Raw genomic sequence first — 25,277 nt, 5'->3', positions numbered from 1 at the left:
TCCAAATATGGGCTATTTTTAATGTTTTAAAATTTTATTTACACCCACCAAACCCCAAAATAACACTTCAAACCTTCTTCGATTGTATCAAACTCTGACAAATGACTTCTAAGCCATCTCTTAATCGTTGCCCAAGTTTGCTCTATTGGATTTAGCTTGGGTGAGTAAGGTGGTAATGGTAAGATGATGTGTTTGTATGGCGTGTTATTGATAAGCGCTTGCAAGTGTTTCATTCTGTGAAATCTTGCATTGTCTAAGATGATGATACAAGGCTTGCCTGTTTGTTTGGTGTGATTGTTAAGACAAGGCAGTAGCATTTGTTCAAACCACGTTTCAAACAAAGCACTTGTCATTGTATTGTTGTAGATGAGTGGAGCAATCAGGTTTTTAGCTTTATCCCCTATTTGTCCTGCCACTAAGGAGACTCGTTGATAGCGTCTGCCACTGACTTTATCATAGGCTCTTTGACCTTTTAGACTTCTTGCATGAGTACGGTGTAGGTAAGTATCAATGCCTGTCTCATCTATATAGACAAGCTCATAACCGTGTTTGGACGTAGCTTGTAGTTGGGTTAATTTGTCTTGGTAGTTTTTGACTTTGTTTGGGTCTTGCTCTTTATAAGTTGTGGTCTTTTTTTAAGAGTAATGTTCATTGCTTTGAGTGCTTTATGGATTGCCATATCACTACACCCAAATACTTCACCAATTTCACGTAGGTATTTGTCAGGATTTGCTTCTACGTAAGCAAGAAGCTCTTTTCTGTCAAACTTTCTGGGTCTGTTGGTGGGTTTTTTACAAGACAAATTGCCTGTTTCTTTAAGTTGTCGTCTCCAACGAAACACGGTGTGTCTTGATACACCAAAAGCTTCTATAACAAGGTCAATGTTCTTGCATTTGTCATCATAAGCCAAGGCTTTTTGTCTGATTTCTAGTGAATAAGCCATTTGAAGTAGTGATTAGTGAATGGTGATGGAGATATGGGGATGATTGGTATTTTTTCAAGGTTTGTTGGTTATACGTCCGCTTTTTTGCCCAATGTTCAAAATGAGTCATATTGACTTGATACCAGTGCTTAGTACCATCAAGATTGAGTGAAAAGCTGGTTTCATTGGGTAAATACATTTTGGTGCTAACCAAATCATAGGCTGGTGATAGCACAGGATTTACGCCATCTTTATAAATCACGCTCCAATTTTTGAGATGAGCATCACCGTTGGCAATTAAGATATTTACCAAGATTCGTCTGGCGAGCTGATTGACATCAGACAAACCATGTTCGCTGAACTAATACAGGATTTTGGCAAGACTGGCATAATTACCACCGTTATATTTTTCATGGGGGTATTTGACAAGAATTTGGGCAGAATCTTCGCTGTGTATGCATCTAACGCTACCATCGGCTAGGGTTTGCCTGTCAAATCGTTGTATGGCATAAGCCAGTGGTGGATTATATATATCTACCATTTCATGATTGAACATGGTAGTATCTGCAATGCCAGTAAGCGATGAGATGGGTGTAAGCTTGATTGGCGGGATTTCTATTTTTGCAAGCTCTGCCAGTCGCATCATGCTGTATTCATTTTCGGGGACAAAAGGGTGTGATTGCGATGGTGTCTTAACAATCCAGTTGCCAAGCGTGGATTTTTGACCAACCAAGGGTAGTGTAAACCGCTCGCCTGTGTGAGTCATCATCTGACGCATGGAGAATTTGGTCTGCACGCCCGCCAAAGAAAAAGGGTGAGATAGACCGCTGTCGTTAATGGGTGTGTCGTCATGACTGCCTGACTGTGGGGTCATGCCCACATCATCTTTGGTCAATCCTAGATGATGAATGATAAAGTTAGGTACTTGTTGCATATTGATTGGAATGGTGGTGATGGCTCCTGGTAGGTCTTGCCCTAAATGCTTTAATAATAAAAATTCATTTTTTGTGTGGCGTCATGGTTGCACTCTGGGTGTGTATTTTCACTGCTTGATTGTAGCTGTAAAATATATTCCCGTTATTTACAGCACCCAAGGTCGAATACTGTAAATGAACATACATAAAAACACAAGACTACCCCCACCACAGGGCAGTCATTTGGACAGCTTATCATAAACACAAGCGATCTGTTACTTTGCTGGCACTTGAGTATAAAGTATCAATAACTGTCATATACAAGTTAAACTACTTAAACCGCAAGCTAGCACCAACAATTGCTTTAAATAAGCAAGATTTGGCATTAAACCTTTACTTCTTATGAGTGGTTGGAGTTTTATTTTAAATAAAGCGCAAATAACTCTTGAGTTTCTTGCAAGTATATTTTGATTGTGAACAGGTTCTTGGGGTTCTAAGTTTAAAGAAAACCGTTATGGACAGACAAATTGCCATGAACGGTTTTCTTTTGGTGGGGTTTTTAGCTGCATCCAATCATTTTAAAACCGTCACAGGGTCAATGTAGACGCCGTTTTTAGCAATACGAAATTCTAGTAAAGTTGCCCTATTTTGTTGCTGTTTCATCTTGGCAATAGGGTCGCCCACACCGATTTTTTGCCCTTTGCGAACGCTGACATCCTTGACATGCAGGTAGCTGCTAACAAAGCCGTCGGGGTGTGAGATAGTAATAATGCCACCTGTACTAGCATTGTCAGCATGTACCACCGTCCCTGAACGGGCGGCACGAATCGGATCATTGTTTTTGCCAATAAACCACATGCCTTCGGCCTTGGTGTTAATGCCGTTGATGTTGCTAATTTCACCAAAGTGACGCACAACTTTACTATCTTTGCTGACAGGGTATTCAAATTGCATGACGCCCACACTGCCGACCATGGGGTTTTTAACGGTAATCACCTTGGTTGTGTTTGTATTGGTATTTGAGTGCATGGGGCTTTGTGTGATACTGGTACTTGTGTCAGCTTGGGCGGGGTTTGATGTCCCCCATAGGGTTAGCCACTGCCCGACACGGATGGTGTGATTACTGTCTAGGCGATTGATGCGACTGACTTCACGCCAGTTAAGACCATAGCGAGCGGCGATTTTTGAGACGGTATCGCCACGTTGGACTTGGTAACGCTGTGGCACACCTTGCTTGGCATGGTTGCCACCAGCAGGCGTGGTGCGAGTGTTATTATTTGGCTGATAGGTGGGTTTGTTGGCACACGCTGACAGGATTAACGCTGTTAAAATGGCTACACCCATTCGAGTATGTGACAGTGTCACCTCTTTTATAGTGAAAAAAGACAGATTAGCCATGGTTGTTACTCCTATCGTCTATGCCATTTACGGTAATAAGGCGTTCATCAATAAGGCGATACGCCACCAGTTTGCCACCCCACACACAGCCCCCATCTAACGCACGAACGTGGTCGGTGGCAATTTTTGCTTCTAGTGCTGCCCAATGCCCGAACAAAATCTTGCGTTTGCGTACCACTTTCCAATCAAACCAAGGACGATAACCCAAAGGCATGGTATCGCCAAGGCTTTCTTTGAATGAAAATTCAAGCGTGCCATGTTTGTCACACAGTCGCATGCGTGTCAGATAGTTGACAATCAGTCGCAGGCGAGCATGACCTGTTAGCTTATCCGACCAAGGTTCGATGGCTTTGCTGTATAAATTAGGCAACAGCTTATCAAGCTCATCTAAATCACCGCCAAAGGCTTGTTCTAATTCTTTGGCATAACCTTTGGCATTTTTGACCTTCCAATGGGGCGGTATGCCTGCATGGGTCAATACCGTTTTGTCGTTGGGATATACCAAAAATGGCTGATGACGTAGCCAGTTTAACAGCTCATCACAGTCGGGAGCGGTAAAAATCGGTGCGGTGTTGTCTTTGGGCTTGATGGGTAAAACGCCCCGCCATGTGGCAATCAGCGTAATGTCATGGTTGCCAAGCACGGTGGTCAATGCCCCAATGTCGGACAAACGCTTGACTTGTCTTAGGGTGTCTAGGGAATTCTCCCCACGAGCCACGATGTCGCCACACAGCCAAATCTTGTCTTGGGTTTCATCAAAATCTAGGGCAACAAGCAGTCGATTAAAGGCATCAAAACAACCTTGTAAATCCCCAATGACGTATTCATGACGATAAACTTTGGGTGCTACTACATTCATTATATCAGTTAAATAATAAAAAGTTTGTTCAATTATAATAATTATTTGGGGTCAATTTTGGCTTTTTCAAAGGCGACATCGGACAGTCGCACAAAATCCGCCACGCTTAGTGTCTCAGGACGGGCTTGGGGATCGATGTCCGCTTTGGCAAAATCCTCATCGTCCAAAGTTGGTAACATACTCACGCTTTTAAAAATCGCTCGCAAGGTTTTGCGTCTGTGATTAAAAGTCTCACGCACGACATCGGCAAAGAGTTTTTCATCTTGAGCTTGCAAGGGTTTGACCTTAAAAGGCGTTAGACGAAACACCGCAGAGGTTACCTTTGGTGGTGGGTTAAACGCTCCATTTGGCACGGTCAAAAGATAATTAGCGGTGCAATGATACTGCATGATGACCGACAGTCGCCCATACGCCTTGGTATTTGGCTCGGCAGTGATACGCTCAACAACTTCTTTTTGAAGCATAAAGTGCATGTCAGTGATGACATCGCTAAATTCTAACAAGCGAAATAAAATGGGCGTGGAGATGTTATAAGGCAAATTTCCCACCACACGAAACGCCCCACGCCCCACCTGCTTGGCAAGCTCATGATAATCAATATGCATGGCGTTGTCATTAATGATGGTAAAATCAGGGTGGCTGTTCGCCCCAATATTGATTTTTAGACCATTTGCCAAATCACGGTCAAGCTCGATGACTGTCATGCCGTCCACCTCCGCCAGTAGTGGCTCGGTCAATGCCCCAAACCCCGGTCCGATTTCTAGTAGGTTATCGGTGCGAGATAAGCGAATACTATCAACGATTTGGCGGATAATGCCTGTATCGTGTAAAAAGTTCTGCCCAAAGCGTTTTCTGGGGGCGTGATTAAATTCTTTTGGCGTGCGAATGGTCATGGTGTGTTTGTCTTAAAATTTAGCCAATTATAACACCCTTTACCAAAAAATAAAAATTGGACGAACCGACCAGTCATTTTCATGATGGTAAGCTCGCCCAATGGGTAGATTATACTAACTTGAAAGGCTTTACAAGAACAAAGAGTCTTAAAATCTTTGCAGTCAGAAATAATTACTGTACAGGATTGATGATTTCAGGATTTACCGAGATGACTTTGTTTAGTTTCCATACAGGAACGACTTTGCCTGAGGCTTCATCGTCAACTGCTGTTTGGCTGATGTTTAGCACATAGCGGTTGCCTTCTTCAAAGCTAAATCCTTCGATGTTGCCACTTAGGACGTTATAGTTACGCTCGTGGGTACGGCGGTATTGTAGGCATTCGCTAGCAACGGCGTTACCTGCGGTGTCGGTGAGCTGGCAAGTGGCTTTGCGTGGGGCGATTTCGATGTCAAAGCTTGGGATGTTAACCACTTTAACGGCTTTCACTTCGCCTTCCACGGTCTTGACACGGGTGTCGTCTAGTTGGGTGCTGGCACAGCCTGTTAAGGTCAAGGCGATGATTGATGATAGGGCGATGATTTTTTTCATGGAGGTATCCTTAATTTAATTTGGTGTTGATGCTACACTTACAGCAGGGCAGTGATTGCCTGCAAATTTATTGTAGTCTTTTTTTATTGCCATATTCTTTGTGGACTGTAATAAAAAGTAATAAAACGTTGGTTTTGGCTTATTTTTAGCCATATTCATTACAAAACATACACGTATTTTACTTGTTTTAAATTATCTAAACATTTTCTCAAATTAAAATTGCCAAAAATAAAAGCGACATGATGGAGCGGTATCAATACACGTTTACAAAAAAATAGCAATCGCTTAACAAGCGATGGATGATGATTTGTTATAATAGGGCGTGTTAAATCTTTATAACACATACCCCACTCTCAACTAACACACCACAACAAGCAGGGTGCTTGAAATAAAAACAACATAGCCCAATCCAATGTTTCACCACAAAACAGTCTAGGAGTAAGCTATGTCGTATGATGATTTTATCATTGTTGTCTATCTTTTGGTAGAGGCTTTGTATCAAAATATTGTAACCAAACCTCTAAGAAGCAAAGGCTTTTTGCCTGCCTTGTCTGACACAGAAATCATCACCATGGAGCTTGTGGGTGAAAGTTTAGGTTTTGACACTGACAAGGAGATTTGGGCTTACTTTAAAAACTGCTATCAACACTATTTCCCCAAATTAGGCTCATACCCAAACTTTGCCAAACACTGTGCCAACTTGGTTTGGGTTAAAGACAAAATGATGAAGGTACTTGGCTCTTTGTGTATTCTTGACAATCAAGACAGCCGTCCCACTAAGCCTTATTTGATTGACAGCTTTCCTTTGCCTGTCTGTGTCTATCAAAGAGCAAAAAGACACAAATCTTTTAAGGGGGTTGGGAGCTTTGGTTATTGTGCCAGTAAGAGCGAACACTACTTTGGGTTTAAAGCCCATTTACTCACAAACCAAGACGGTCAAGTGATTGCTTACACATTAACACCTGCCAATACAGATGACAGACAGGTAGTGTTTGAGTTGACACAGTCCTTGCAAGGAGGGCAAGCCAGTTTGGTCTTTGGGGATAAGGGTTATTTATCCAAAGCATTACAAGAGGAACTTGCTAAGTTGGGGGTTGATCTACAAACACCTCTTAGGGATAATATGAAAGAGGATAGAGGTCAAGGTTTTGTGTCTTATCTTAAACGAACAAGAAAAACCATTGAAACCGTCATCTCTCAATTATCACAAAGATTTAATGTTCAAACCACCAAGGCAAGAGACTTGTGGCATCTGTCCAACCGTTTTATTAGAAAACTCTTAGCTCACAGTCTTTGTGTACAAATCAACAAACAACTTGGCAATCCACCCTTAAGGTTTGAGATGATTTTAAGTTGAGAGTGGGGTAAAATATAGAAATGTTTTAGAAATAAAACAATGTTTTTGCATGAAAAATGGCTAAATCTGGTTTTTCATAATAAAAGCTCGTTTGATAGAATGACCATCAAACTTCACTTTTTCCTTGAAAAACGGGTGATTTTTCTTGATTTTCATTGCAAATACAAAAGGCAAGCATACCCTAGCCATTCTTTTTGTTTGGCAGGTTTTCATATTTTTTAAAACCGTTATTCATTTCTCAACCATAGAGAACTAACATCAAAGATGGTTAAAACATCTTTTGTATTATTTTATAAAGAGACATTATGTGTTTACTTAACATCACCGCCCTAGTTCTAACTGCCTTGATTGGCGTGCAGGCTTCTGCCCATTCGACCACGGCGTCTTATTATGCCGATAAATTTAATGGTCGTAAAACTGCCAATGGCGAAGTATTTAGCAATAACGGCATGACTTGTGCGTCCAACCAATATAAGCTAGGCACTCATGTCAAAGTGGTCAATAGCAAAACAGGCAAATCCATTACTTGTAAAGTCAATGACCGTATTGGTAAGGTGGGGCGTATTGACCTGACTAAAAATGCCTTCAAACAGCTTGCTCCATTGTCAGCGGGTTTGGTAAAAGTGACCGTTACCCCAGTGGATAAAGATGAAAAAGCAACTAAGGCAGATGATACCGTCATCGCCAAAGACAGCCTTGCCAAAGAAAAATTGGCACAAGATGAGCAAAAGTCAAGCGAAAACAATCAAGATGGCACGCTAAATCTGGCATTTGAACAAAACAAGTGATTAAATCATTTGTAAAAACCACAAAATTCGTCATTTGGTGTCATGTGGTGTCATGACGGATTTTTTTATGTGTTGCTTGATGTGAATAAATTATCAATTTTCTTAAAATAAAATCAATGGATTAAACGCTAAACCACCATTTTCCAGTCAAAAGGTGTTTTGTGGCATAAGTCATTGTTTTATAATAACTTTATTTTGTAGAAAACTTGTACATACTACAATACATACTACAAAAGCAAAAACACCACGCCCCCATACTCGCCCACTATCATAAGACAAACTTCATCAGACTTCAAGTAGCACTGTCCGATTCGGTTTGTTTTTCAACCCATTTTTGCACTTCTGACAACCGCCAACGGGCGGAGCGGTCAAGATTGACCTGCTTGGGAAATTTGTTCTTTTTTATGTTGCGATAAATAAAGTCTTTTTTAAAGCCGATGATTTTCTCAACTTCTTTAATTGTGATTAGGCGTTCGTTCACTCAATTACTCCTTTTTCTACAAATTCTTTTAAAGCCCCATAAAGCCCGTGATACGGCATGAAATTCACCCTATGCCAAAACGCACAAAATACATAATAATGCTTAACACAGGGGCTGATATAGTGGGGCAGGTCGCACACATTAATCGCATAGCCCTTTATTCTTGGATAGACATACATGACTACTCCTTTGGTGGTTCGGGCTTTGGTTGCCAATGGGTTACAGTTTCGGGGTTTGAACCACCGTCAAAATAAATGTAATAGTCATTATCTGAACAATCAAACATGACAGTATCAGTCCAAACTTCTTTGCCGTCTGTGATTAAGATTTCTTGCCCATCATCAAATCCACCGTCTTTAATATCAATCCAACCACCACTACTAATTAAGATATTATTGTCATCAATAATATCTTGAATACAAGCACCATTATCATTTAATAGTGTACCTAATGAGATATTGTTTTTGTTGCAAATAAAAAACAACAATTCATTGGTTGCTTTTAGATTTTGAATTATTTTGTTCATTTTTTATTACTCCTTTGGTGGCTTAGGTAGGGGTTGCCAGTGGGTTACTCGAGTGTCGTGTGGCATAAGCTCGCTAAACTCCCAGCTATCGCCAAGATATTCCGCAGTTAATACATACCGCAGGGGTCTCTGATACACCAATACTACCGTTTCCAACGGGGGTAATCGGTCATCAACACTAATCCAACCGTTATTAGTAACACCATCGTTTTCCCACCCTGCACACACCGCTTTTTGACTGCGAAAAAGCGAGCTTGCTTCGGCAATCACGGCTTTTTGTTCATCATCGGATAGTTTGGACATGTCATAAGTGATTGAGAAATATTTAGGTTGTCCATAATCCACCCCCAAGACTGCCAAAGCTGTTGCAATTACCCCGACGGGAATTTCTTTAATGACAATATTGCCAATCGCTTCACGATATACGGTACACTCTTTTGGGCAATTCTTGATAATCTCTTTGGCTTTTTCAGTTCCACCAAGATTTTCAATTAGTTTTTGTGCGGTTTCAATGTTCATTTTTTACCCCTTTTTGATTTTGTTCGCTTATTATTTCGTGGATTGTGTCGCATTTTGTTGCCGTTTGGGATTTTAAAATTTCTTTTTTCAAAATCATTAACGAAAAACGATAAAAAGACAACTGCCGAGTATGGATTATTTAATTTAGCCATTTTATTTTTTACTCCTTTAAACCGATTGCAAAGTGTTCAAGATAATCAAGCATGGAAACAACATCGCTATTTTGTGTTCTAATTCGACACTCTCTTATCTCAGCCAATAAAACATCAAAATCGCTTATTGAATTGTTGTGTTGTTCAACAATTTGCAAAGCTGTCTTGATAGTATTGACCGAATATTTTTTCGGGCAGGGAATGCTGTTGCGATATTTTCCAAAATCAAAAAAAATAAACGCATTTGATGGCTCATTTTCAGCAATGTTTTTTGCTTCGTTTAGTCCGATTTTATCAATCAACGCTTTGGCGGTATTTAGGTTCATCTTTTACCCTCAAAAACTGGAAAAAACCCTAGTCTTTGACTATTTGCCAAGTAAATATTTTGTTCGCCCCTAAGTTGCCGACAAGGATTACACGATTAACGCTAGCCATTATTTAGCTCCTAACATCTTATTCATTTTTTGCTCTATCATCTGATAGAACTTACCGATTTTTTCATCAAAAAGGGCGTGCATTTGGCGGTCGGGAAAATAGGTTTTGATAAAAAACGGCATACCATCAGCATAACTGATATAATCCCACCATTCACGCCCTGTTACCCACAAATTAAACTGCACCTGTGCCAAATGCTCTTTGCCAATATCATCAGTATCAAGCAGTTTGGCTTGTAGGTGTGGTTCTCGGGTTTTGATTTCTAAACCTGCATTTTCGCCCACCAGTCTGTCAGGACTTGCCCCAACAGGATAGCCGTATTTGTCGGCAAAATTAAGCACTATCCCCACTTCGGAAATCTCGGACGGTGTGGCATAGCCCATTTTGACATAATAGTCGCTGACAATCGGCTCTAAGAAATGACCCCGTTCGGTGTATTCATTGCCGTCAAATTTACCGCTTTGTCGCCCTGTAAACCGCTCGGCAATCAGATGATAGGCGTGGGTAATCAGCCCATCGCCTAAGCCGTCTTTTTTGCCGTTGACAAGCAGTAAGTGGGCGTTGCTGGCGGTCATAATGCCTAGACGAGCGTTTAACCACTCGTCTGTGCCTTGCTGACAATTAATGATTTTCATAAACAACCCCTTGGAACGATTGCTTCTTGCAGCTTTTGCAGTTCAATGAGCGTGTTTTGGTATTGATTGAGTGGGATGTTACCCATCTTAGCACTCCCAAACGCATTGATGAGCTGACCGTCAAAGTAGATTTTGCTGTCATCGCTTAGGCGGTCATAGAGTTTTTGCAAATGCTCTCTTTGGGCTTTGGTAATCTTGTTGTCTTGACTGGTTGCCATGCCATCATCATCATCTTGTGTTGCAATATTAAGCAACGCACAAAGGGCATAACGCTTGCCATAGCTGACAGCTGACCCCATTGCCTGTGCATAATTTGCACTTTTGTTGCCACTAAAATCAAAAGGCACAAGTAGGGAGGTGCGTGTGCTATGCCCCATGCGATGAGTAAGCACCGCCACCACTTCAACAAAACAGTTGTTTTTATTGTCATTTAAAACTGTTTGGGTTTCAAATGACGTGGCAAATCCAAACTCTTGCAAAATTGGGCGAGTGTTGGCGATGATGTCCTCCAAAGTGGCGTATTTGCTGGACTGTCCTTTTTTGTTTTTGGCGATGACGGGTAATTTTGACTGCATGACCGAAAAATCTTGGTTAAATGCAATCACGGATTGATGATTTGCTACACGCTCTTGTAATTCCATGAGTTTTTCAAGTTTTGCGACATCAAAGTCGGGATTACTTGCCATAGCCACAATTTGGCTTGCCATATCCATAGATTGTGTTTCGGTGTTGGTTGTAACGATTTGGTTCATTTCTCATCTCCACTTTTCATCATCTCAATCATGACCTTGTCGGCATGGCTGATATAGGTTTCGGCTTGGGCTTGTGCCACACGGCTGTTATCATCTGCCGTATGCTCTGCCCATCCAAAGATACACTGATAAGTAATAACCACAAGGGCGATATATGCTATCGCCCCGCCCATCAAATCAGATATTTTCATACATACTCCTCTGCCAAAATTTGCTCATATCCTGCCACTTCATGTTCTAGCAGTGGCAAATAACATTTTTTGCTAAACGCTTTTTTAACCAAATCTTGATTTTCTGCCAAACCCAAATCTAGGCTGATTTCACTAAACCGATTAAAACACAGCTTAGCGGTGTGAATAACCGTGTATTCGTCATACTCGGTTACGTCCGCTTCGACGTGCACGGCATTACATTCTTGCCCCTTGGGGGCGAGTTCTGCGATAAGTCTCATGGCTTACTCCTTATGCGTAAATTTTGGGTGCAAAAAGCCCACTCATGCCAAAATAGGCACAAGCAAGCGTTTTGGGTTGGTATTAAGAGATTAGACCGATTTTCTTTTTCATTGCCATTTGACGGTCAATGAATGCTTGGGCTTTATCTAGCACAGGAACTTTGGTAGGTAGGTATTGCTCACCAAAGGCATCATAGAGTAAGCCTGTACCAGTGTTTAGCTGATTGATTTGCACTCGTGCTTGACGGATTAGGCGTTCGGCTTGATTGATGGTGTCGTTAAGCTGTCTGATTTCACCACTGATACGCTCATGTTCAAGCAAGCCTACCATTTGCCAAAAGGCGTTTTGGTCGTTGTTGTGGGTGCTTAGTAGCAAGCTATGCACATAGGCAACCGCCTTTGGCAAATCATCAAGGGCAATCTCGTCAATGCTGTTTACGCCCATATACTGATGAACTAGGCGATAGGCTTCATCGTGCATTAAGCCAAACTTAGCCGTTAGGGCGGTTACGGCTTGGCGTAGGGGTGTGCGGTCGTGGGCGGTGGATTTGGGTAGACACGGTATCGCCCCTGTATTAAGTGCGTCAAAGGCACGAATGACTATTAACGAAAACTTAGGGCTAATCCACATTGCATAGGCATAGACCAACTCACGGCAGACAAATGTGCCTTGTTTTGCACCGTCTGCACGATTGCCTTTGATGGTGTGGTAAGCGACCTTATTTTCAAGTTCAATTTCGCTGATAAGGTCTTGTGTTTGTTGATTACGCAAGAATAAAGCAGGGGTATGACGATTTTCATTACCGCTTGCCTTGTGTAAATCATTGAGAGAGAAAAAGCCGTTTTTGTCTTGGCTGATAGAATGGGTATTGATGATTAAGTTCATTATGAACTCCTAGAAGTTTAGTTAGTGAATGTTACCCAATAGGGTAACGGGTCTCAACTACCGCTTCTAGACGGCTAGGCATATTCACCACAAGGGCTATTGTATTTTGCCTTATCAACCCGTCATAAGACGAATTTTGTTTTGCCTGTGAGTGATATACAGATTTGTATATCACTTTTTGGTAAATTTTAGGTACAAAAAAATCACGATGACGGTGTGAATTTTCCGCTAGAAGTTAAGTAGTAAGCACATCATACCCCATTCCTCCCACCTTGTCAAACATTTTTTAACATTTTACGGACTGTAATAATACCGCTCTGTTTTCTTGCCCCATTTAAAATTGTCATCAAAACATGCTTGATAACCATCGTAAAACTCATCACAATCAAGGCACCCTCTGATAATCTCCGCCATCTCAACTGGCATGGGGTAGTACTCCCCGTCATCGTCTATGCCCTGTATGTCGGTAATGATGGGATGGTACTGGTCCCAAAAAAACTCACGGGTGTAATCATCATCACACATCCGCTCGCATTCATGCTCCAAGCTTAGCTCCGCCCAAATGCACTCATCTAATATATCTAGCACGACAACTGCATGGCTTGGGCTGATTTTGTCAATGTTTAGCATAGTATGCTCCTAAAAGTTAATCCGTGATTGGCAACTGTTCAGTAATGCTTACAAGTTGCCAATGGCTGATTAACTGTTTCCAAAATGGAACAGGTTCACTCCGTTATCTGCCACGGTGGTGTGGGCTTTGTTTGTCCGATTTTAGATTTGGTTCGTCTAAGTTCGACTAAACTCCGTGTGGCTCCCTCACGGTAGGGCTTCTGGGGTGTTAAATAGTTATTCAAGCGGTCGTTCCGTCTTGATGGGTGTATTATAGATAAAACTATAAATATAGTCAATAGAATTATCTATTATTTTATCATTATATCTATATTTTAAGACAAAAGGTATTATTTAAAAGATATGCGGTAAAAGATGGGCATAAAAAACCGCCCAACAGGCGGAAATTTTTTAAAAATGCTTGATATTATATACAAGATAGGATATAATAAACACATCAAGCAGGGAGCTTGATAAGGTGCCAGTAACTGGTACTGGCGTTAAAATAAGGAAAAGAACGATGAAGCCGTTAATTAAAGTCATCGTCCTTGTTATCTTACTACTAATCAGCAATGAAGCGTGGTAAATAGCAAGCCAATCAAACTACCGCAAATAGCTTGATTGGGTGTTAGGTAGGGGTCGCACCCTATCTAACACATTCCTTAACTAATATCATACCCCTTTTTTAGGAGAATGTCAATGTCAAACTACCAAAACACCGAATACACCAAACGAGCCAAAGCCAACTATAACGCCAAAGCCCTGCGTTCTACCACAGTACAGTTTATGCCAAAAGACCAAGAAGCCCTAGATGCCCTTGACAAGCTTACCGAGCGATATGGTTCGGTCGCTAAGGCGGTCAAGGCAAGCCTTTTGGCTCATAGCAAGGAATGTGAATAGGGCAATAAAAAAGCCCCCATGTTGGGGGCTTTGGCGTATGTCAATTAGTTAATAAGTTGGCTAATTGCTTTGTCTTTTTTTGACCAAAGTATGGGGTTGATGTTGTAGTTGCGTAAAGACTGCATGGTGCTATCAGAAATCTTGTGGTCTGTATCATTTAGGGCAACATACAATATCGTATCTGCTCCCCGTGCTTCTTTGGTGTCGGACCAACCAAAAAGAATGTGTTCAATGTTACTTTTGACGGGGTTATTAATGGTGTGGAGTAGGCGTTCTGGCGACTGAATGGATTTTGGAATAGCAAAATCAAAATTAAAGGTAAACCCTGATTTACCTGATAAATTGACATTGGGCAAATAGCGTATGTTGTGCTGTGTTAGCCACGCTTCCACATCTTCAAAAAAGAAACTGGCAACGCTAGCATTGGCAAGCGAAAACATATCGTTGATGGCAAGCATCGCTTGGATAAAGCTGTTTTTGCGGACGGCAAAATTATTTTTGTTGGCAAGGGTGGTAAGCTGACCGTCTTTAATTTGTACGCCAAAACCGTTTGCTACTTCGGTTAGTAGTTTTTTGCGTTTCGGGGTGTTGAACTCCACACCACTCATGGCAAGGTCATTTAGGATATAGCCGTCATCAGTAAAAAACAACCCTTGCTCATTGCGTAACACATAAAATTGCAAATAATCATTGTGGCGGTCCAAATAAGGTGCGGTAATCTCTACCGCCCCATTGTCCAGCTCTGAAAATACGGTTTGGTCTTTTAGCCATGCCAAATAGTTGTCAAAATGACTGTGAAGTTCAGTGATGAGTTTCATCGTAGATGCTTAATTGAATGTCCACAAAAGGGTTGCCTTGAATATTACAATATTGACAGAATTTATCTAAAAAATCAATGATATTTTTGCAACCATCAAATTCCTTTGGCAGTGATTTTCATGCAAAACTTTCCTTTAAAAACCGCTCAAAACTTGCCAAATCTTTTAGGGCGGTTTTTGGGACTTCAACGCTTGGCGAGTCAATCGCCTGTGTCATCTGCTCCATGTCAAAATACAGCTCATCGGTGTGGGCAAACTCATATAACAGCTCGTCCACACTCATGCCATAACGCTCGGCTTTGGCGATGATAAGCTCGGTGGTGGTGGGGGAGATGTCTAGTATCATGGGGTTCCTTTGTGACAATTAGTTGTTAGCAAGAGATTTGTAGCCCAAATAGCTAATACCAACCAGACTAAGCAACATGATTTGTGTAATTACAAAAAAGACAATAAAATATATGATGGCTACTACACATGTAGGAAGTAAGAATATACTCAAATAAAAACGGATGCCAACAAGTGAAATCACAAGCAACAATGTGATAGATGCAAGATAAGCAAACAGAAGGCTTAGAAACAACCGCCGTGTTAGGGGTTGGTTGTAAGTTTCTGTGCGGTCTGGCTCGCGTTTAACAAGATAAGGTGAATTTTCTGGGTCAATATAGTTGTCTATGGATTTTTTGGAAATTGTACCAATTGCCGCCAAAGATGCAATATAAAAGCCAGGTAAAATTGCCAGAAAAGTAAAGATATCCCCAAATCTTTCATGGGTAAAAATAATCACGTTTTGATGAGAAAGGTAAAAACCAAAAATAGCAAAAAGCACACCTACAAACATAGGGATAATGCACAAGGCAAATCTAGGATTGTGCTTTGGGTATTTGATTTTTAAGAAGTCAAATACTGACAGGGCTTGACTTAGCATCTGACCTCCTTTTTGGTTAAAAATTTTCTATCATTTTAGCATAAAATTGAGCAATTGGGGTAGGAGTTTTGTTGCCGATACCGCTATGGGTGGCTTCATCTCTGTCCTTCCAATTTAAAAAACATTTGTGAGAAAATCCATCTATCACGTTATTTAAGATTTCATGTTTAACCTCAGATTGTGTTTGCGGGTCTTTGATGAGTAACGATATCTGTGGGTTGTCTGCATTGCTCTTTTCTTTAGTAACCTTGTTTGCCCAATCAATAAGAGTCTTTTTGGTCTTTTTTACAAAGTTTTTGGGCTCGGCTCTAATTGTAATCTCGGTATTTTGCTGAGTAAGGTGATTGGCTTTATCAAATTGACTGTTGGCAGGTTTTCGTTCTGTGATGACCAGTCCACGCAAGCCACCATTCTTGACAATGGATAAGACGGTATCGGTGGTAGCAAAATTTATCTCAACGCAAGGTCTGCACAATACATCTTTTTCGGTAACAGGGTCGGTGGCTGTCCAAATATCGTTGTGAGCAACTAGCTCTAGCAGTTTAATGATAAGTTTTTGTAATTTTTCCTTGCCAAATCCTGTGATGTTTTGAACACATATTTTACCATGCTGGGGGCTAATCACGATGTGTAGCAATGTACGTTGTCCGTAACTCTCATCTGGTATAGGTTGAGCCAATACATTGTCTTGGCTGTCTGCGAGTAATCTGGGGTCTACTTCTTTATCATTGAAGCTAAATAAAAGCTTCATCTTATCTTTGTCTTTATCAAAATCAGCACCCACCCATTTTATCCATTTTTTATGATAATTGTAGCTAAAAATTTCAGTACCATGTTCACCAAGTGGGTTTTGAGTGCAATAATCATGTAGCCATGTGCAAAAATCGGACAAATTTATGTCGCCAAAATATTGTTGACCCTGCTTCGACTTGCGTTTACGCTCTTTTGATAGCTTAATATTGAAGTAATCAAATCTAATATTTATTGCCATATCATCTCTCTTGTTTGGTTGGTACCTAAATTACTGCTCTAAAAATCCTAATTTATTTGGCATTATGAAAAAATCACACCAATCCCCTGTTATGTTCCACAACCACGCCAATCACCTCAAAAGGCTTGGCACGGCTATCAATAATGGGGTAAAAGTCATTTAAAGCGATAAGCTGATAATAAGGCTTGCCGTCATCAAAGCACTCACGATATTTTTTAAAAGTAGCTTTGGCATCACCCTCAATCAAGGCAACGACATAGTTGCCTGTGGTGGCAATACGCTCTTTGTCAACAAGCACCAAATCACCCTGACGAAATTCAGGGGTCATACTATCGCCTTTGATTTTGAGCCAGTAGCTACCTTTGTGGTGGGCAGGTCGATACTCATCATAGCTATCATCACCAATATCAGTGAAATACCCTGCTTGCACCTCATTGATGACAGGCAACATCTTAACAGGATTGGCACGCTCCACGCCATTTACCTTACCCTGTATCTCATCCATTTTTAGCCGTAACTCATCAATGGTAGGCTTGGCGGTCATCTCGCCTTGTCCTGTGGCGAGCCAATGGGGGTTTACGCCTAAAAATTGGGCGATATCAGTCAAAAAACCGCTTCTTTGTACTTTTCCACTTTCAATGGCATTGTAGCTTGGTTGCTTCATACCGACTGCATTTGCAACTTCAGTTTGGCTTTTATCTTTTGCTAGTCTTGCCTGTTTTAGTCGCTCTGCCAGTGTCATAAAGCACCCCCATAAAAATTTGTTATATAAACATATTATATAGTTTTGACTATTAAAAGTCAAAATAATGCCAACTTAATTTTTATAGTTTTTTCTATTGACTTAAGCAAGTTTTATCTATAGAATATGATAATTTTTAAGAGATATTAGGATTATGAATAAAAATATCTATAAAGACTTGGTTGATTTTTTGGGCGGGCAAACAAAAACCGCTAAAACCCTAAAAATTAAGCAACCATCAGTTTTTGCTTGGATAAGTGGCAAAAGCAAAATGTCCGCCCATACCGCTACACTTGCCGAAAAACTCACTCAAGGCAAATTCCGTGCGGTGGATTTATGCCCACGCCTTGCCGAGATTGAAGCGATGGAAGTCCCATCAGAAAATCAACCCCTAAATCCCACCCAAACAAAAACCCCTAGCGACAACTAGGGGCGGTGTCCATCGTTCGGATTAACTTCGGACGGTGTTATTTTCTACAAACAACGGAGTCTATTATATGACAAATTTACCCCAAATTCAAGGCAATTTTCAAACGATGTCAAGTCGTGAGATTGCCACATTGTGCGAAAAAGAACATCGCCATGTATTGCGTGATATTGATACTTTAAATGAAACCTACGAAAAAATGGGGTTGCCCAAAGTTGGGCAAGGGTATTACACCACGCCCAACACAGGCAATCAGCAATATCGTGAATACTTATTGACCAAAGAGCAGTGCATTGACCTAATTACAGGCTATCGTGCTGATGTGCGTATTCGTATTAATCGTCGTTGGCAAGAGTTGGAAAAAGCAACAAGCCTTGTTTTGCCCGATTTTTCAAATCCTGCTGAAGCAGCTCGTGCATGGGCTGCTGAATTTGAAAAGCGAGAACAAGCCGAAAAAGCCAAAATCGCCCTAGAACAACAAGCCAAACTAGATGCCCCCAAAGTTGCTCATTATGACCTTGTGGCTGACCGTAAGAACCTAGTCAATGCTTCACAGGTTGGGGCAAAGGTCGGACTGTCGGCGGTCAAAAAGCTGTTAAAAAAACAAGGCGTGATTAGCATTGATGATTATATTGCCTTAAATCCTGCAAATATGAGTTTGCGTGAAGTGATTGATATCTTACGCAAAAATACAAATTGGACTTTTGGCAAGACATTAAAAGCAGGTTTTAAAATCATGGGAGAGAAAAAATGAGCAAATTCATCGCAAACAGTTTTCAGCTGCCAAACGCATTCGTTGATGAGATGCTTTGCAAGCTTAGCGGTAATGCGTGCAAAATATATTTGCTCATCGTCCGCAAAACCCGCGGTTGGCACAAAGAAGCCGACCGCATCAGTTATTCACAAATCCAAAAATATACTGGAATAAATCATCGTGCAACAGTCAGCAAAGCAATCGATGAATTGCTAGAAATTGGGTTAATTTCTGTTCAAAAAGGCAATGAAAAATCAATGAGCGAATACCGCTTAAATGATGATTTTTGTGGTTCAAAAAATGAACAAGAAGCTGGTTCAAAAAATGAACCAGTCAAAAAATGCACTAGTTCAAAAAATGAACCAACTGGTTCAAAAAATGAACAAGAAGCTGGTTCAAAAAATGAACATACAGAAATACATTATATTAAAAACACTAAAGAGAAATACAGAGAGTATGACACGCACACGCACGAAAATCTTGAAAATTCGCAAACAGCAAAACCGAACAAATCGACTGGCAAATCTCCATCAGCCAAAAAATTCATCACGGCAGATGAGCTAGTCAGCCTAGGAGTTGATGAGCAAGTGGCAAACGATTACCTAGCCACCAGAAAAACCAAGCTCACCCAAACAGCCCTTAGCGGAATCGCCAAGCAAGCAACCCTTGCAGGGGTATCACTAGCCAAAGCGATTGAGTTCGCTTGTGAAATGGGTTGGCAGTCATTCAAGGCGGATTGGTATCAGAACGCACAAACCAAGTTTGGCAATCCACAGCCAACAAACCGCATGGACGAATTACGCCATATGGCAAATACCAACCCAACCAATGTTTTTGTCGATGACCTGCCACCAAACTTTGACGCACTAGGAGTAAATTATGAGTAATCTTGTCAAAATCAACAATGTGGAGCATTTAACCGCCATGATTAAAGCGATTGTGCCGCGTTCATTTGAAAAAACCTTTGGCGGTCTTAGCACAAACGAAGTGGTTGCAGGATTTGCGTTTTGTGTGGCAGGATTTAGTCAAACTGAGCTTAACACAGGGCTTGCCAAAATCAATCAAATGGGCTATTGCCCTGACCCTGCCTTGTTCGCCAAATGGTGCAAGGGCATTGATGGCTTTGATAACACCGACGTCATCGCCGACAGTTACGTCGCCAAAAACGGGGCGTTATCAAACATCCTGGCATGGCGTGGCGATAGCACACAGCCGATTAGCACGGCAGAAAAACAAGCTTATGACAAGACCATGCACCTGTTTTCACAGGCGGACTACAACGGCAACATGACCATCACCGCCCACAGTGCCTTCAAAGACCATTACGAGATGATTGTGCATGAACTGGTGGTAAACAAGGTCAAATGCGAGCGGTACATCGCCCCCATTGCCATCACCCACGCCCCAAGCGAGCCGTCCAAGCAATTAGCCAGTGATGAGTTTGTGCACAGCCTGTTTGGATTAAACAAAATGGATGTGTTGGCATGAGCGAAGACAGTGAACAAATCGCCGTCATCAGTTGGGCAAGATGGCAAAAATGGGCAGATGGCAAAATTGCCGATTATCTGCACCACAGCCCCAACGGTGGCAAACGCCACATTACCACCGCCACACGCTTTAAGGCGATGGGAACAAAGGCGGGGTTTCCTGATTTGTTTTTGTTTATCCCGCACGGGGGCTATCACGGCTTATTTATTGAGCTTAAAGCCCCAAAGGGTAAAACCAAAGACGGCAAACATAAGCAGGCGGGCAAGGTATCAAAACACCAACAAACGATGATTGACCGCCTAAATGCACAGGGCTATAAGGCAGTGGTGGCGTATGGGGCAACTGGGGCAATTGATGAGATTAAGGCGTATTTGGGGATTAATGAAGTATGAACCGACTTAACCGCATAAAATCCCTGCCCTGTGTCCAATGCCACGCCCCACCACCAAGCGACCCTTGCCACGCTAATTGGGGCGAGTTTGGCAAGGGAATGGGGACTAAGTCCGATGATGAGTACACTATTCCATTGTGCCGAAAATGCCATCAAGAGTTGGACACTTATCAAGGACGAAACCGTGAACGGGCTAAGGCGTGGTTTTTGAGAAAACTTGAGTTTGTTAATTCTGTGTTAAATGAGCAGGATAACCCAACTGAGAATTTATTTTAATTTATTTTAAAGGTGTTTGTTATGATGATTATTTTTTGGATTATTTGTTATTTAATTAAAACCTACTTGATTTATTTGGTTTATCAAGATATGAGTGGATTATTTTCTTTGCCGATTTTGAATTATATTGAAATATTATTAATCTTAAACTTTGGGTTAATGATTAAATGTATCTTAGGTAATTCTAGCTATGCGGATTTTAGTGTCTATAAAAAATTTACAATAGCAGAAAAAGTAACTTTGGGTTTTTCAAATGTGCTTATTATCTTAATGCTTGCTTCACTTCATATTCTATATCAAATTTTCTTATGAAAAATCAATCCTACCGCCTTATCAATGCCGATGTTGCCGAGAACTGCTTTAAAGCGATTCATCAAGCCGTAGCGGACAACCTAAACACACCGCATAATGTCGTGGTAACGATTGGCATTGATGACGATAAGGCAAGAAGCAACGCCCAGAACCGACTTTATTGGAGCTGGCTTCACGAACTAGAAAGCCAAAATGGGCAAGATGATGAATGGTGGCATATGTTTTTTAAACGCTTGTTTTTGGCTCGTATTTACGCACGAGATGATGGTGAATTTGCCGAGATGGCGGATAGTATCAAGCGGTGTAAGGGCGTAATTAACGACACGCTTTATGAAAATATCGCAATGAGTGTGATTAAAAATATCAGCACAACAAAGGCAAATACCAAACAATTTGCCGAGTATTTAACAAAAATTGAATTATGGGCGGTGGCAAATGGCTTTAAGGTTACGACACCACAGGAATTGGAGTGGGTGAGATGATTTGTTTATTGTTTTTGGTTATTGGTTTCTTTGTTGGCTATCAATATGCCCATTTTTATATTGCCAACGAATGCGAAAAGTTGGGTGGTTTCTTTGTTGGCAATAAAATTTATGAATGCAAAAGGGTAATTAAAAAATGACTTACTACACAAACGACAACGGCGATGTTGCCAAAGTGATTGATTATGACCGAAAATCAGATACGGTAACGGTGGTTATTAATGACAAGGCGGCAGTTATGGCGTGGGACGATTTTATTAGCGAATTTAAGAGAATGGGGGTTGAAAAATGAATGACCCTGTAAACCACCCCAAACATTACACTTCTGACCCTAGCGGTATTGAGTGCATTGAGATTACCCGCCATCGCAATTTTAACATTGGCAACGCCATCAAATACTTGTGGCGAGCAGGACTTAAAGACGGCAACAGTGATATTCAAGATTTGCAAAAGGCGGTTTGGTATATACAAGATGAGATTGGGAGATTGCAAAATGCGAAATCTGATTAAAGAATGGGGTTTATGGTCAAGACACAATGGCTATGAAAAACACGATACGCCCCTACTTGCTTTTATGCGCGCCAATGGAGCGGTAAGTTTTGGCAGCTACAACGAGCCGAATATTAGCGATGATGAAGCATTGGCAGTGGATAAGGCAGTGTGTGAGCTTAGACGAGAGTTTTTGGTGCTGTATAACGTCTTGTTCATGTACCACGTTTGGGGGTGGTCTTATCGGCAAATATCAAGGCGGTATCTGACGCCCTTAGAATATCCGCACCAAGTGGATATGGCGGATAGTGATAGCCGAAAGCGGTTTGTCAGTACAAGGACGATTGGCAGGTTATTACAAGAAGCCGAAAGGCAGGTTTATCAAAACATAAAAAAACGGTCATAAGACCGCTTTTTTAAATGGCTAGGGATAGGCGTTTGCCTAGCACGCTAAACGCCTTTTCCAAAAATTCTAATTTGGTGGAGTGGCTCACGTCCCAAAGTCTATCAATTTGTTTTTGATTGACAGACAGACGGCGAGCCAGCTCCGCCTTAGTAACGCCTTGGGCTAGCATTTCGTGATATAAGGCAAGTTTGGTCTGTACCGCCACAGGCAAATAAATGGCGTGTTCGCCGTCAGACAGCTCACTGGGGGCGGGGATTGGCTTGCGTTCGTCCATATAGATGCTAAATGCCGTTTCTAAGCCGTCAAGGGCGGATTGGTAGGCGATTTCAAAGGTTTCACCCACGCCCACCGCTTCGGGAATATCACGAAACGCCACCAAAAAAGTATCATTGGTATCAGGGGTAAAAGTAGCAGGATAGTACATAATCATTTCCTTAAAATGGGGCTTTTTACACAGTTTGGGAAGATTGGGGTTGCCCCCAATCCTATAAATCCAAGTCTTTTAAAATTTTCTTTCTTAGTCCTTCCCCAATCTCTTTACTGCCGTGATAAGGGAAAGTGGTGGTTTTGCCATTTAGGGTAACTTTACGGTGCGAGCCTTTACCGCCTTGCTTGTTTACCGTTGCCCCTTGTGCCAATAGCCACCTTTGAAACTCTGAATACTTCATAAAAAGCCCTATGGTTGCTGTGTATGGGATTATTATAAGTCATTTATGTCTTATTGTCAAGACATTTTTGTCTTATTTTATTTAAAAAACCATTTGACAAAGGGTATGGCTTGGGGTATGATATGCCTAAGGTCTCAAAAGCCTTACACAACGGTAATCACCCCGTCAGCGTGATATTTTTATGTCCAAAAGTTAATCCGAAATTTTTTTTGGCATAGATTTGCATACCTTATTTGATAAGTTATGACCGACGGTGCGACGAATACAATACCGCAAGGGAATAAGTCCGCCTAATTGTGTATAGGTTTTGAGCCGTTGGTCTCCTAATTTAAGGGTAAGTCAATTTGACCCACCCTTTTAAATTAGGAAAATTTAACCCTATCAAAAAGGTAATACACAATGCAAACTTTAACTTTCCAAAATACCACCCTTATCCCCGCCAAAGTGGACAACCAAATTTGGCTTACTTCTGGCGAATTGGCAAAAGCTCTTGATTATGCCGATACGCAATCTGTTACCAAAATTTATGAACGCAATGCTGATGAATTTAATTCGTCTATGACCGCCATTGCCACAGTCAAAACAAATGGCGGTATGCAAAAAATGCGTATCTTTTCGCTGCGTGGTTGCCATTTAATCGCTATGTTTGCCCGCACCAAAATTGCCAAAGAGTTTCGCAAATGGGTACTAGACATTTTGGATAAAGAAGTGGGCGAGCCTGTACAAGTTGCCAAAATTACCGACAGTCAAGCCTACCAAATCCAAAAAGCCATTAAACAAAAATGCCTAAATAACAAAGTGCATTATCAGACCATTTACCATGCCTTATATGATGAATTTGGTGTCAAAAGGTATAAGGATATTTTGGCGGTTGAGTTTGACAAAGCATTGGCGTTTATTGAGAGTTTTGTTTTTACCCCCAATCTTGCCCTTGTTCATAATATCCTAGCTGACCAAGCTCATCAAAACAAAAAGGCAAAAGGCGAATTAAACGAGATTATCGGTGTGGTCAGACATCTGCTTGACCATATTGGCGAATTGCAACACCGCCTTGATGTTGGCGAGAGAAATATTAAGGCGTTGCAAACTCGTTTTATTATCTAGTTACAAAAAACTCATAAAAAACCCCTTGATTTTGGAAACAGTAAGGGGTAAAATTATGGCATAATTGAAATAAGCCATAGCCGAAAGGTTGTGGCTTTTTTTGTTGCAAATTTAATGAAATATGTTATAATAGGCTCTACGAGCCTACTTTCTAATTCCTTTGCCCTGCCGACTGGCGGGGCTTTTTTACGCCTGTTGATTGACCGCCAACAGAATGCACCACCGTGAGTAAAAATCCGATTGGGGCTATTGGTACGCCCGCCATTTTGACAAACGAACACCAAACCTAAGCCGTCTTTGTGCATTAAGTGGGTAAAGGGTTGGTAAGTAGCGGTTACCCCATTACCGACAGGGGCTTTTTTGTTGGGCAAGACGGAAAGTCCAAATGACTGCTATTGATTAGCGAGCCGTTACGCCCAACGCTTTTTATAATAATGATTGACACAGGCTGATTTTTTCATTGAGCAGTACTTTTAATTCATCATCTAGCCAATCGGGTATCGGTCTTTCTTCTTTGAGCCATTGGCGAACACGACGGCTATCAACATTTAATGCACGGGCAAGGTCTGATTGCCATTGTGTGCCATATAATGCCGTGCCGATGGCGGTGAGTTGGTCAGGGGTCATGTCAATTCCTTAAAAAGCCCCACTTGGGGGCTTTGGTTATTTGAGTAGGGCTAGAAGTGAAGCAACTAGGGCGATTAAGGCAATCACGATAGAAACGGCTGGATAATACTTGGTTTCTTTTTGGATTTTAAAAGTTTCGGCTCTTAGTTTCTCGGCTTCAACTCTCATTTTTTCAGCTTCTAGCTTAATGCGTTCAAGCTCTGCCATTTTGATTTCTCGGTTAAGGGTTTGGGTGTTTGGTCTCATATCAACTCCAAGTGATAAGCTGGCACGATTGCCTTGCTTGTTGATGTATATTGTACCTAAAATTA

40 protein-coding genes and 1 pseudogene are annotated in these 25,277 nt (G+C 41.3%); 15 read left to right on the top strand and 26 right to left on the bottom strand.

The features are described from left to right. Positions 1-38: 38 nt before the first annotated feature. From LP107_RS14465 to LP107_RS07125, 6 genes and pseudogenes are all read right to left on the bottom strand, one after another. Positions 39-943 (bottom strand): IS630 family transposase gene (locus tag LP107_RS14465; protein WP_420832143.1). Its coding sequence is split into 2 segments (ribosomal slippage): positions 39-628 and positions 628-943, totalling 906 coding nucleotides; the frame shifts between segments, so codons are not numbered across the junction. Next, a pseudogene (locus LP107_RS07145) lies at positions 900-1,796 on the bottom strand (type II toxin-antitoxin system HipA family toxin). Before LP107_RS07145 ends, LP107_RS14465 begins: the two are co-directional and overlap by 44 nt. Before the next feature lie 613 nt (positions 1,797-2,409). Beyond that, positions 2,410-3,201: a M23 family metallopeptidase gene (locus tag LP107_RS07140; protein WP_162860384.1), complete on the bottom strand. Its 792-nt coding sequence runs from the start codon at positions 3,199-3,201 to the stop codon at positions 2,410-2,412. Between the two features lie 25 nt (positions 3,202-3,226). Further along, positions 3,227-4,093, bottom strand: coding sequence for a symmetrical bis(5'-nucleosyl)-tetraphosphatase (locus LP107_RS07135; RefSeq protein WP_112742243.1), 867 nt, complete (start codon positions 4,091-4,093; stop codon positions 3,227-3,229). Between the two features lie 41 nt (positions 4,094-4,134). Further along, complete coding sequence (gene rsmA / locus LP107_RS07130) at positions 4,135-4,986, bottom strand: 16S rRNA (adenine(1518)-N(6)/adenine(1519)-N(6))-dimethyltransferase RsmA (RefSeq protein ID WP_112742244.1); 852 nt, start codon at positions 4,984-4,986, stop codon at positions 4,135-4,137. Positions 4,987-5,158: 172 nt separating this feature from the next. Beyond that, complete coding sequence (locus LP107_RS07125) at positions 5,159-5,575, bottom strand: DUF4377 domain-containing protein (RefSeq protein ID WP_112742245.1); 417 nt, start codon at positions 5,573-5,575, stop codon at positions 5,159-5,161. 445 nt (positions 5,576-6,020) lie between these two features. Between LP107_RS07125 and LP107_RS07120 the strand changes: the two genes are divergently transcribed. Together LP107_RS07120 and LP107_RS07115 are read left to right on the top strand one after the other, a co-directional pair. Then, entirely contained in the window at positions 6,021-6,932 is a 912-nt protein-coding gene (locus LP107_RS07120; protein ID WP_078275357.1) for an IS982 family transposase, read from the top strand. Positions 6,933-7,237: 305 nt separating this feature from the next. Next, entirely contained in the window at positions 7,238-7,720 is a 483-nt protein-coding gene (locus LP107_RS07115) for a septal ring lytic transglycosylase RlpA family protein (RefSeq protein ID WP_112742246.1), read from the top strand. Between the two features lie 292 nt (positions 7,721-8,012). Here LP107_RS07115 and LP107_RS07110 read toward each other — a convergent pair whose 3' ends face one another. The 11 genes from LP107_RS07110 to LP107_RS07060 all read right to left on the bottom strand — a co-directional run bounded on the left by LP107_RS07110 (position 8,013) and on the right by LP107_RS07060 (position 13,187). Then, complete coding sequence (locus LP107_RS07110; protein ID WP_112742247.1) at positions 8,013-8,201, bottom strand: helix-turn-helix transcriptional regulator; 189 nt, start codon at positions 8,199-8,201, stop codon at positions 8,013-8,015. Beyond that, positions 8,198-8,380, bottom strand: coding sequence for a hypothetical protein (locus LP107_RS07105; protein WP_112742248.1), 183 nt, complete (start codon positions 8,378-8,380; stop codon positions 8,198-8,200). Before LP107_RS07105 ends, LP107_RS07110 begins: the two co-directional genes overlap by 4 nt. A 2-nt stretch (positions 8,381-8,382) precedes the next feature. Further along, complete coding sequence (locus LP107_RS07100) at positions 8,383-8,727, bottom strand: DUF551 domain-containing protein (RefSeq protein ID WP_112742067.1); 345 nt, start codon at positions 8,725-8,727, stop codon at positions 8,383-8,385. A 6-nt stretch (positions 8,728-8,733) separates the two neighbouring features. After that, positions 8,734-9,246, bottom strand: a complete 513-nt coding sequence (locus tag LP107_RS07095) for a DUF551 domain-containing protein (RefSeq protein ID WP_264676180.1) — start codon at positions 9,244-9,246, stop codon at positions 8,734-8,736. Positions 9,247-9,406: 160 nt separating this feature from the next. Further along, positions 9,407-9,724 (bottom strand): hypothetical protein, encoded by a 318-nt coding sequence (locus LP107_RS07090; protein WP_112742070.1) that lies wholly within the window; start codon positions 9,722-9,724, stop codon positions 9,407-9,409. Positions 9,725-9,832: 108 nt separating this feature from the next. After that, the gene (locus tag LP107_RS07085) at positions 9,833-10,468 is read right to left on the bottom strand and encodes a YqaJ viral recombinase family protein (protein WP_112742071.1); all 636 of its coding nucleotides are present in this window, start codon (positions 10,466-10,468) and stop codon (positions 9,833-9,835) included. Beyond that, positions 10,465-11,220 (bottom strand): ERF family protein, encoded by a 756-nt coding sequence (locus LP107_RS07080; protein WP_264676181.1) that lies wholly within the window; start codon positions 11,218-11,220, stop codon positions 10,465-10,467. The genes LP107_RS07085 and LP107_RS07080 overlap by 4 nt, the downstream gene beginning before the upstream one ends. Beyond that, the gene (locus tag LP107_RS07075; RefSeq protein WP_264676182.1) at positions 11,217-11,411 is read right to left on the bottom strand and encodes a hypothetical protein; all 195 of its coding nucleotides are present in this window, start codon (positions 11,409-11,411) and stop codon (positions 11,217-11,219) included. Before LP107_RS07075 ends, LP107_RS07080 begins: the two co-directional genes overlap by 4 nt. Beyond that, positions 11,408-11,671 carry a hypothetical protein gene (locus LP107_RS07070; RefSeq protein WP_264676183.1) on the bottom strand — a complete coding sequence of 88 codons (264 nt, stop codon included), beginning with the start codon at positions 11,669-11,671 and terminating at the stop codon, positions 11,408-11,410. Before LP107_RS07070 ends, LP107_RS07075 begins: the two co-directional genes overlap by 4 nt. An 82-nt stretch (positions 11,672-11,753) precedes the next feature. Beyond that, positions 11,754-12,557, bottom strand: coding sequence for a KilA-N domain-containing protein (locus tag LP107_RS07065; RefSeq protein ID WP_264676697.1), 804 nt, complete (start codon positions 12,555-12,557; stop codon positions 11,754-11,756). A gap of 294 nt (positions 12,558-12,851) precedes the next feature. Then, positions 12,852-13,187, bottom strand: coding sequence for a hypothetical protein (locus LP107_RS07060; protein ID WP_112742255.1), 336 nt, complete (start codon positions 13,185-13,187; stop codon positions 12,852-12,854). Positions 13,188-13,865: 678 nt separating this feature from the next. Between LP107_RS07060 and LP107_RS07055 the strand changes: the two genes are divergently transcribed. After that, positions 13,866-14,066 carry a hypothetical protein gene (locus LP107_RS07055; RefSeq protein ID WP_062498426.1) on the top strand — a complete coding sequence of 67 codons (201 nt, stop codon included), beginning with the start codon at positions 13,866-13,868 and terminating at the stop codon, positions 14,064-14,066. 44 nt (positions 14,067-14,110) lie between these two features. On the opposite strand, the gene LP107_RS07050 is transcribed toward LP107_RS07055, so the two are convergent. The 5 genes from LP107_RS07050 to LP107_RS07030 form a co-directional block, all read right to left on the bottom strand. Then, on the bottom strand, positions 14,111-14,884 hold the full coding sequence (locus LP107_RS07050; protein WP_112742256.1) for a DUF1829 domain-containing protein: 774 nt from the start codon (positions 14,882-14,884) through the stop codon (positions 14,111-14,113). Positions 14,885-15,002: 118 nt separating this feature from the next. After that, complete coding sequence (locus tag LP107_RS07045; RefSeq protein WP_112742257.1) at positions 15,003-15,230, bottom strand: hypothetical protein; 228 nt, start codon at positions 15,228-15,230, stop codon at positions 15,003-15,005. A gap of 18 nt (positions 15,231-15,248) precedes the next feature. After that, a complete protein-coding gene (locus LP107_RS07040; RefSeq protein WP_264676278.1) occupies positions 15,249-15,809 on the bottom strand; it encodes a hypothetical protein in 561 nt (186 codons plus the stop codon). Positions 15,810-15,825: 16 nt separating this feature from the next. Next, positions 15,826-16,701, bottom strand: a complete 876-nt coding sequence (locus tag LP107_RS07035) for a hypothetical protein (RefSeq protein WP_264676279.1) — start codon at positions 16,699-16,701, stop codon at positions 15,826-15,828. Between the two features lie 172 nt (positions 16,702-16,873). Then, positions 16,874-17,542, bottom strand: coding sequence for a helix-turn-helix domain-containing protein (locus tag LP107_RS07030; RefSeq protein ID WP_112742260.1), 669 nt, complete (start codon positions 17,540-17,542; stop codon positions 16,874-16,876). Positions 17,543-17,696: 154 nt separating this feature from the next. Here LP107_RS07030 and LP107_RS07025 point away from each other — a divergent pair, with 154 nt between their 5' ends. The 11 genes from LP107_RS07025 to LP107_RS06975 all read left to right on the top strand — a co-directional run bounded on the left by LP107_RS07025 (position 17,697) and on the right by LP107_RS06975 (position 22,567). Further along, positions 17,697-17,972, top strand: a complete 276-nt coding sequence (locus LP107_RS07025) for a YdaS family helix-turn-helix protein (RefSeq protein ID WP_112742261.1) — start codon at positions 17,697-17,699, stop codon at positions 17,970-17,972. 67 nt (positions 17,973-18,039) lie between these two features. Then, a complete protein-coding gene (locus tag LP107_RS07020; RefSeq protein WP_264676189.1) occupies positions 18,040-18,723 on the top strand; it encodes a Rha family transcriptional regulator in 684 nt (227 codons plus the stop codon). Then, a complete protein-coding gene (locus tag LP107_RS07015; RefSeq protein ID WP_264676778.1) occupies positions 18,720-19,610 on the top strand; it encodes a replication protein in 891 nt (296 codons plus the stop codon). The genes LP107_RS07020 and LP107_RS07015 overlap by 4 nt, the downstream gene beginning before the upstream one ends. Next, the gene (locus tag LP107_RS07010; RefSeq protein WP_264676191.1) at positions 19,603-20,211 is read left to right on the top strand and encodes a hypothetical protein; all 609 of its coding nucleotides are present in this window, start codon (positions 19,603-19,605) and stop codon (positions 20,209-20,211) included. Before LP107_RS07015 ends, LP107_RS07010 begins: the two co-directional genes overlap by 8 nt. Then, positions 20,208-20,603, top strand: a complete 396-nt coding sequence (locus tag LP107_RS07005; RefSeq protein ID WP_264682746.1) for a VRR-NUC domain-containing protein — start codon at positions 20,208-20,210, stop codon at positions 20,601-20,603. Before LP107_RS07010 ends, LP107_RS07005 begins: the two co-directional genes overlap by 4 nt. Further along, positions 20,600-20,878 (top strand): DUF968 domain-containing protein, encoded by a 279-nt coding sequence (locus tag LP107_RS07000; RefSeq protein ID WP_264676282.1) that lies wholly within the window; start codon positions 20,600-20,602, stop codon positions 20,876-20,878. Before LP107_RS07005 ends, LP107_RS07000 begins: the two co-directional genes overlap by 4 nt. 21 nt (positions 20,879-20,899) lie before the next feature. After that, positions 20,900-21,190 (top strand): hypothetical protein, encoded by a 291-nt coding sequence (locus tag LP107_RS06995; protein ID WP_112742084.1) that lies wholly within the window; start codon positions 20,900-20,902, stop codon positions 21,188-21,190. Beyond that, positions 21,187-21,672, top strand: a complete 486-nt coding sequence (locus tag LP107_RS06990; protein WP_078273444.1) for a recombination protein NinB — start codon at positions 21,187-21,189, stop codon at positions 21,670-21,672. The genes LP107_RS06995 and LP107_RS06990 overlap by 4 nt, the downstream gene beginning before the upstream one ends. 136 nt (positions 21,673-21,808) lie before the next feature. After that, positions 21,809-21,964, top strand: coding sequence for a hypothetical protein (locus LP107_RS06985; RefSeq protein WP_264676283.1), 156 nt, complete (start codon positions 21,809-21,811; stop codon positions 21,962-21,964). Then, complete coding sequence (locus LP107_RS06980; protein ID WP_264676284.1) at positions 21,961-22,182, top strand: DUF3310 domain-containing protein; 222 nt, start codon at positions 21,961-21,963, stop codon at positions 22,180-22,182. Before LP107_RS06985 ends, LP107_RS06980 begins: the two co-directional genes overlap by 4 nt. After that, positions 22,166-22,567 carry an antiterminator Q family protein gene (locus LP107_RS06975; protein WP_264676285.1) on the top strand — a complete coding sequence of 134 codons (402 nt, stop codon included), beginning with the start codon at positions 22,166-22,168 and terminating at the stop codon, positions 22,565-22,567. Before LP107_RS06980 ends, LP107_RS06975 begins: the two co-directional genes overlap by 17 nt. Positions 22,568-22,577: 10 nt before the next feature. Here LP107_RS06975 and LP107_RS06970 read toward each other — a convergent pair whose 3' ends face one another. Together LP107_RS06970 and LP107_RS06965 are read right to left on the bottom strand one after the other, a co-directional pair. Then, positions 22,578-22,991: a type II toxin-antitoxin system HicB family antitoxin gene (locus LP107_RS06970; RefSeq protein ID WP_264676286.1), complete on the bottom strand. Its 414-nt coding sequence runs from the start codon at positions 22,989-22,991 to the stop codon at positions 22,578-22,580. A gap of 61 nt (positions 22,992-23,052) precedes the next feature. Next, a complete protein-coding gene (locus tag LP107_RS06965) occupies positions 23,053-23,235 on the bottom strand; it encodes a type II toxin-antitoxin system HicA family toxin (protein WP_264676287.1) in 183 nt (60 codons plus the stop codon). 399 nt (positions 23,236-23,634) lie between these two features. On the opposite strand from LP107_RS06965, the gene LP107_RS06960 reads away from it, so the two are divergent. Further along, positions 23,635-24,339, top strand: a complete 705-nt coding sequence (locus tag LP107_RS06960) for a BRO family protein (protein ID WP_264676288.1) — start codon at positions 23,635-23,637, stop codon at positions 24,337-24,339. Between the two features lie 426 nt (positions 24,340-24,765). Here LP107_RS06960 and LP107_RS06955 read toward each other — a convergent pair whose 3' ends face one another. Next, a complete protein-coding gene (locus LP107_RS06955) occupies positions 24,766-24,966 on the bottom strand; it encodes a helix-turn-helix domain-containing protein (RefSeq protein ID WP_264676289.1) in 201 nt (66 codons plus the stop codon). A 36-nt stretch (positions 24,967-25,002) separates the two neighbouring features. Beyond that, positions 25,003-25,212 carry a hypothetical protein gene (locus LP107_RS06950; RefSeq protein WP_264676290.1) on the bottom strand — a complete coding sequence of 70 codons (210 nt, stop codon included), beginning with the start codon at positions 25,210-25,212 and terminating at the stop codon, positions 25,003-25,005. Positions 25,213-25,277: the final 65 nt, after the last annotated feature.

This window comes from Moraxella bovis (assembly GCF_025985205.1).
In the GTDB taxonomy this organism is placed as follows: domain Bacteria; phylum Pseudomonadota; class Gammaproteobacteria; order Pseudomonadales; family Moraxellaceae; genus Moraxella; species Moraxella bovis.
The sequence above is the reverse complement of the archived record's forward strand: the minus strand, read 5'-3'. Positions and strand labels throughout refer to the sequence as shown.

Excerpts from the sequence above, each read along its gene's own strand:
- LP107_RS07030 (WP_112742260.1), bottom strand. The coding sequence starts at position 17,542 with ATGACACTGGCAGAGCGACTAAAACAGGCAAGACTAGCAAAAGATAAA.
- LP107_RS06985 (WP_264676283.1), top strand. The coding sequence starts at position 21,809 with ATGACTTACTACACAAACGACAACGGCGATGTTGCCAAAGTGATTGAT.
- LP107_RS07070 (WP_264676183.1), bottom strand. The coding sequence starts at position 11,671 with ATGAGACTTATCGCAGAACTCGCCCCCAAGGGGCAAGAATGTAATGCC.
- LP107_RS06970 (WP_264676286.1), bottom strand. The coding sequence starts at position 22,991 with ATGTACTATCCTGCTACTTTTACCCCTGATACCAATGATACTTTTTTG.
- LP107_RS07020 (WP_264676189.1), top strand. The coding sequence starts at position 18,040 with ATGACAAATTTACCCCAAATTCAAGGCAATTTTCAAACGATGTCAAGT.
- LP107_RS07115 (WP_112742246.1), top strand. The coding sequence starts at position 7,238 with ATGTGTTTACTTAACATCACCGCCCTAGTTCTAACTGCCTTGATTGGC.
- LP107_RS07055 (WP_062498426.1), top strand. The coding sequence starts at position 13,866 with ATGTCAAACTACCAAAACACCGAATACACCAAACGAGCCAAAGCCAAC.
- LP107_RS07005 (WP_264682746.1), top strand. The coding sequence starts at position 20,208 with ATGAGCGAAGACAGTGAACAAATCGCCGTCATCAGTTGGGCAAGATGG.
- LP107_RS07025 (WP_112742261.1), top strand. The coding sequence starts at position 17,697 with ATGAATAAAAATATCTATAAAGACTTGGTTGATTTTTTGGGCGGGCAA.
- LP107_RS07075 (WP_264676182.1), bottom strand. The coding sequence starts at position 11,411 with ATGAAAATATCTGATTTGATGGGCGGGGCGATAGCATATATCGCCCTT.
- LP107_RS07010 (WP_264676191.1), top strand. The coding sequence starts at position 19,603 with ATGAGTAATCTTGTCAAAATCAACAATGTGGAGCATTTAACCGCCATG.
- LP107_RS06975 (WP_264676285.1), top strand. The coding sequence starts at position 22,166 with ATGCGAAATCTGATTAAAGAATGGGGTTTATGGTCAAGACACAATGGC.
- LP107_RS07050 (WP_112742256.1), bottom strand. The coding sequence starts at position 14,884 with ATGAAACTCATCACTGAACTTCACAGTCATTTTGACAACTATTTGGCA.
- LP107_RS07015 (WP_264676778.1), top strand. The coding sequence starts at position 18,720 with ATGAGCAAATTCATCGCAAACAGTTTTCAGCTGCCAAACGCATTCGTT.
- LP107_RS07045 (WP_112742257.1), bottom strand. The coding sequence starts at position 15,230 with ATGATACTAGACATCTCCCCCACCACCACCGAGCTTATCATCGCCAAA.
- LP107_RS06950 (WP_264676290.1), bottom strand. The coding sequence starts at position 25,212 with ATGAGACCAAACACCCAAACCCTTAACCGAGAAATCAAAATGGCAGAG.
- LP107_RS07065 (WP_264676697.1), bottom strand. The coding sequence starts at position 12,557 with ATGAACTTAATCATCAATACCCATTCTATCAGCCAAGACAAAAACGGC.
- LP107_RS06990 (WP_078273444.1), top strand. The coding sequence starts at position 21,187 with ATGAAAAATCAATCCTACCGCCTTATCAATGCCGATGTTGCCGAGAAC.
- LP107_RS07120 (WP_078275357.1), top strand. The coding sequence starts at position 6,021 with ATGTCGTATGATGATTTTATCATTGTTGTCTATCTTTTGGTAGAGGCT.
- LP107_RS06965 (WP_264676287.1), bottom strand. The coding sequence starts at position 23,235 with ATGAAGTATTCAGAGTTTCAAAGGTGGCTATTGGCACAAGGGGCAACG.
- LP107_RS07085 (WP_112742071.1), bottom strand. The coding sequence starts at position 10,468 with ATGAAAATCATTAATTGTCAGCAAGGCACAGACGAGTGGTTAAACGCT.
- LP107_RS06995 (WP_112742084.1), top strand. The coding sequence starts at position 20,900 with ATGATGATTATTTTTTGGATTATTTGTTATTTAATTAAAACCTACTTG.
- LP107_RS07060 (WP_112742255.1), bottom strand. The coding sequence starts at position 13,187 with ATGCTAAACATTGACAAAATCAGCCCAAGCCATGCAGTTGTCGTGCTA.
- LP107_RS07125 (WP_112742245.1), bottom strand. The coding sequence starts at position 5,575 with ATGAAAAAAATCATCGCCCTATCATCAATCATCGCCTTGACCTTAACA.
- LP107_RS06955 (WP_264676289.1), bottom strand. The coding sequence starts at position 24,966 with ATGACCCCTGACCAACTCACCGCCATCGGCACGGCATTATATGGCACA.
- LP107_RS07135 (WP_112742243.1), bottom strand. The coding sequence starts at position 4,093 with ATGAATGTAGTAGCACCCAAAGTTTATCGTCATGAATACGTCATTGGG.
- LP107_RS07080 (WP_264676181.1), bottom strand. The coding sequence starts at position 11,220 with ATGAACCAAATCGTTACAACCAACACCGAAACACAATCTATGGATATG.
- LP107_RS06980 (WP_264676284.1), top strand. The coding sequence starts at position 21,961 with ATGAATGACCCTGTAAACCACCCCAAACATTACACTTCTGACCCTAGC.
- LP107_RS07040 (WP_264676278.1), bottom strand. The coding sequence starts at position 15,809 with ATGCTAAGTCAAGCCCTGTCAGTATTTGACTTCTTAAAAATCAAATAC.
- LP107_RS06960 (WP_264676288.1), top strand. The coding sequence starts at position 23,635 with ATGCAAACTTTAACTTTCCAAAATACCACCCTTATCCCCGCCAAAGTG.
- LP107_RS07000 (WP_264676282.1), top strand. The coding sequence starts at position 20,600 with ATGAACCGACTTAACCGCATAAAATCCCTGCCCTGTGTCCAATGCCAC.
- LP107_RS07095 (WP_264676180.1), bottom strand. The coding sequence starts at position 9,246 with ATGAACATTGAAACCGCACAAAAACTAATTGAAAATCTTGGTGGAACT.
- LP107_RS07105 (WP_112742248.1), bottom strand. The coding sequence starts at position 8,380 with ATGTATGTCTATCCAAGAATAAAGGGCTATGCGATTAATGTGTGCGAC.
- rsmA (WP_112742244.1), bottom strand. The coding sequence starts at position 4,986 with ATGACCATTCGCACGCCAAAAGAATTTAATCACGCCCCCAGAAAACGC.
- LP107_RS07100 (WP_112742067.1), bottom strand. The coding sequence starts at position 8,727 with ATGAACAAAATAATTCAAAATCTAAAAGCAACCAATGAATTGTTGTTT.
- LP107_RS07090 (WP_112742070.1), bottom strand. The coding sequence starts at position 9,724 with ATGAACCTAAATACCGCCAAAGCGTTGATTGATAAAATCGGACTAAAC.